The sequence below is a fragment of the Nitrosomonas sp. Nm51 genome (assembly GCF_900111165.1).
Classification (GTDB): Bacteria; Pseudomonadota; Gammaproteobacteria; order Burkholderiales; family Nitrosomonadaceae; genus Nitrosomonas.
In genome coordinates this window covers 1-3,504 of sequence record NZ_FOGH01000092.1, presented here as the reverse complement: position 1 = coordinate 3,504, position 3,504 = coordinate 1, and the positions used below count along the sequence as shown (strand labels likewise).

General features: G+C 48.9%; 3 protein-coding genes and 1 tRNA gene. 3 read left to right on the top strand and 1 reads right to left on the bottom strand.

Features of this window, described 5'->3' with window-relative positions; genetic code table 11:
- Positions 1–25: 25 nt before the first annotated feature.
- The 3 genes from istA to BMY60_RS14720 all read left to right on the top strand — a co-directional run bounded on the left by istA (position 26) and on the right by BMY60_RS14720 (position 2,590).
- Entirely contained in the window at positions 26–1,564 is a 1,539-nt protein-coding gene (gene istA / locus BMY60_RS14730) for an IS21 family transposase (protein ID WP_090334653.1), read from the top strand.
- A gap of 10 nt (positions 1,565–1,574) precedes the next feature.
- Entirely contained in the window at positions 1,575–2,333 is a 759-nt protein-coding gene (gene istB / locus BMY60_RS14725; protein WP_090334652.1) for an IS21-like element helper ATPase IstB, read from the top strand.
- A 180-nt stretch (positions 2,334–2,513) separates the two neighbouring features.
- Positions 2,514–2,590, top strand: a tRNA-Met gene (locus BMY60_RS14720).
- An 18-nt stretch (positions 2,591–2,608) separates the two neighbouring features.
- On the opposite strand, the gene BMY60_RS14715 is transcribed toward BMY60_RS14720, so the two are convergent.
- Positions 2,609–2,824, bottom strand: coding sequence for a hypothetical protein (locus BMY60_RS14715; protein WP_143057480.1), 216 nt, complete (start codon positions 2,822–2,824; stop codon positions 2,609–2,611).
- Between the last annotated feature and the right edge of the window lie 680 nt (positions 2,825–3,504).

The window sequence follows — 3,504 nt, the reverse complement described above, 5'->3', positions numbered from 1 at the left end:
GAAGCTTCTCACGAACCTCACGTAAATGTTGTTTGCTACTCTCATCCATACACACAACCGGATGCGTTTCTCTGTAAGGTTCTTTATACAGGCCCGGCACATCTTCCATTGCACAGACAAATTTAGTATGGGCAGCATTAAGAAACTGCTGTCGCGTGCGGAGGAACTGGGTTTGTCCTGGCCTTTGCCTGATGACTTGGACGATGCCGCCCTGGCTCGTCTGTTCTATCCATCATCTGATACCACGGTATCATCACGGTATATCAAGCCTGACTGGTCAGTCGTTCATCAGGAGCTCAAGCGCAAGGGGATGACCAAGCAACTGTTGTGGGAAGAATATACGGCCGCTCATCCCAACCGTTGCTACAGTTACTCACAATACTGCGACCGTTACCGTCACTGGCTGAAAAAGCAAAAACGTTCCATGCGCCAGACGCACAAAGCCGGTGAAAAATGCTTTGTCGATTATTGCGGGCAAACCGTACCGATCATCGATGCGGCCAGCGGCGAAATCCGTCAGGCTCAGATTTTTGTCGGTACATTGGGCGCATCCAATTATACTTATGCCGAAGCCACGGCTGGGCAGACGCTGCCTGAATGGCTGGCCAGCCAAAGCCGTATGCTGGACTTCTTTGGCGGTTGTCCTGAGATCATTGTGCCCGACAATCTTAAATCCGGCGTCAGCAAGCCTTGCCGCTATGATCCTGACTTGAATCCCAGCTACCAGCAATGGGCTGCCCACTACCAGGTCGCAGTCATTCCGGCTCGGCCATACAAACCCAAAGACAAGGCCAAGGCAGAAGTGGCCGTACAGATTGTTGAACGCTGGATACTGGCAAAGCTGCGCAGGCAAACCTTTTTCAGTCTGGCAGAACTCAACCACTGTATTGCCGGTCTGCTCAATGACTTGAACCACAGGCCTTTCAAACAATTGCCCGGTAATCGCCAACAGGCTTTTGAACAACTCGACAAGCCGGTTCTGCAGCCATTACCGGCAAATCCCTACAGCTATGTCGATATCAAAACCGTCAAGGTCAATATCGATTACCATGTTCAATACCGGCAACACCAGTACTCGGTTCCACACCGGTATGTTGGCGAATACCTACAACTGCACGCCAGTGAAACGCTGATCAGCCTGTTCTTTAATGGACGGCCGGTTGCTTCACACCCTCGGGCGCATCGCCCCGGAACCACAACATTACCGGCGCATATGCCAGTTCGGCATCAGAAACATCAGCAATGGACACCAGGGCGGTTAAAAAACTGGGCCAAGGATATCGGTAGCGAAGTACTGGCGTGGGTGGATTATCAACTGAGCAGTAAAGCGCACCCCGAACAAGCCTATCGTGTCTGCCTGGGTCTGTTCAATCTCAGCCGGGAATATCCTTTGGCACGTCTGGACAAAGCCTGCAAAATCGCCAATGTACAACGGCTTTACCGGCTCAAACAAATCAAGTCCATCCTGCAAAGCAACCGCGACCAATTACCGCAACAACTGGATATCGATATCCAATTGCCACAGGCCCATGAAAATATCCGTGGCCCCAGAGATTACCATTAACAGGACGATCATGACGCATACACAGGCTTTACAACAACTGCGCCAGCTAAAACTTTCCGGCATGGCCGATGCGCTGGTGCGCCAGCTTGAGCAAACCGGCACCTATGACAATCTGCCGTTTACCGAACGCCTGCAGCTGCTGCTCGATGAAGAAAACCTCACGCGCACAAACCGCAAGCAAGACCGCCTGGTTCGCCAGGCGCACTTTAAACTCAAAGCCTGCATGCAGGATATCGATTACCAGCATCCGCGTAATATTACCCGGTCACAGATCGCACGGTTGGCGCAGGCCGACTGGATTGAAAAAGGACAAAACCTGTTGATCACCGACCCTTGCGGCAGCGGCAAAACCTATCTGGCCTGCGCCATCGGGCATAACGCCTGCCTGCATGAAATTACTGTTCGATATTACCGCCTGTCGCGCTTACTGCTGATGCTGACACAAGCCAAGGCTGATGGCTCTTATCACAAACAATTGAAACTATTGGCGAAGCTACAATTGCTGATCATCGATGACTGGGGACTCGAGCCCTTAAAGCCAGCACATCGTAACGATTTGCTGGAAATCATGGATGACCGCCATGGCGCCACATCAACAATGATCATCAGTCAGTTGCCTACCGATCAATGGTATACCGGTATCGGTGACAACACACTTGCCGATGCCATCCTCGATAGACTAATGCATAACGCGCACCGACTACAACTGAAAGGAGAATCTATGCGAAAACGAAATAGTTTGTTGACTCAAGATGAACAAATAAAGTAAAAAGACAACTCATCATGCGTTGGAAAAATCTGTGTTCACATTGGCCCGGAATGAGTGTTCAACTTCGCCGGAATATGCACATGATTGCTTGCTAAACAAATTTATCCTGATTTGATGGCGCATTTGATATTAACAGAACACGACAACATAATGTATAATCCTTGTTTTAAACGAGACAGACGCGGGGTGGAGCAGTCTGGCAGCTCGTCGGGCTCATAACCCGAAGGTCGTAGGTTCAAATCCTACCCCCGCAACCAGCTTATCCTGCCTCATAATCATAGGGTTATGAGGGTTACCAGGAAGCCTTGATTTACGGGCTTTTCATTGTTTTCGCAAACAGAATTATTCTTGACTGACGAATTACCTTCCGAAGAAGATTCACTAGCACAAGAATCATCCTGCCAACCAATATTTTGATCGCCTGATTCGGTCATCATTTTGACTTGCTGCAACAGCTCAAGCACAAGCAAGAAATGGAGCCACTTATCCATGCGCACCATGCCATGGTGCAGCGCCACCGAGACGCGCGCGAAAGCCAAAAGAATAGCGCACGAAAAAGCTGGCAATCTGAGGAGTTGGAACGCTCCGTCAGATTGGAGAGGGTTTTAAAGGAATTTGGGGCAGATTAACTGGCACACACCAAAAAACCCGCGTTATACTCACCGCACTTCAAATTTCGGCACTCAGGCACAATCGATAATCTGAAAATTATTGGTCAGCAAGGAACGTAGCGATTCTTTATAGCGCTCGGGTGAGGCAAAAAAAACCAACTCAGTCTGGTCGACTTATCCACAGATGCGTAGTATCCTGCGCTCTGTCTTACCCTGGTCAGCTTTCAACCGCAATGGGTGGTCACCCATTAGCCGTTCTGAGTCAATAGCTCAAACGAAACTCTCGCCTTTCGGCGATGCATTAATCTTCAACTAAAGCTTCACGCTTTTTCGGAAGTTTCGATCTGATTTCATCAATTTTTTGTGGTCAGCGGATTTTCTTTTGTGTGAGAAGGCAGTCCCGGTCCTAACCATTTTGTTAACAGGGTAAAATCGAAATTTATCCTTTAAATACAACTGGATATAGTTGTGGTGGCGCGTGGTTTTTGTTATAATTTTGGTGTTTAAGCAATTGAAATCAATAACAAAAAGAGCGCCGCCACATGTTCATTTTACGCACT

Excerpts from the sequence above, each read along its gene's own strand:
- BMY60_RS14715 (WP_143057480.1), bottom strand. The coding sequence starts at position 2,824 with ATGGATAAGTGGCTCCATTTCTTGCTTGTGCTTGAGCTGTTGCAGCAA.
- istB (WP_090334652.1), top strand. The coding sequence starts at position 1,575 with ATGACGCATACACAGGCTTTACAACAACTGCGCCAGCTAAAACTTTCC.
- istA (WP_090334653.1), top strand. The coding sequence starts at position 26 with ATGTTGTTTGCTACTCTCATCCATACACACAACCGGATGCGTTTCTCT.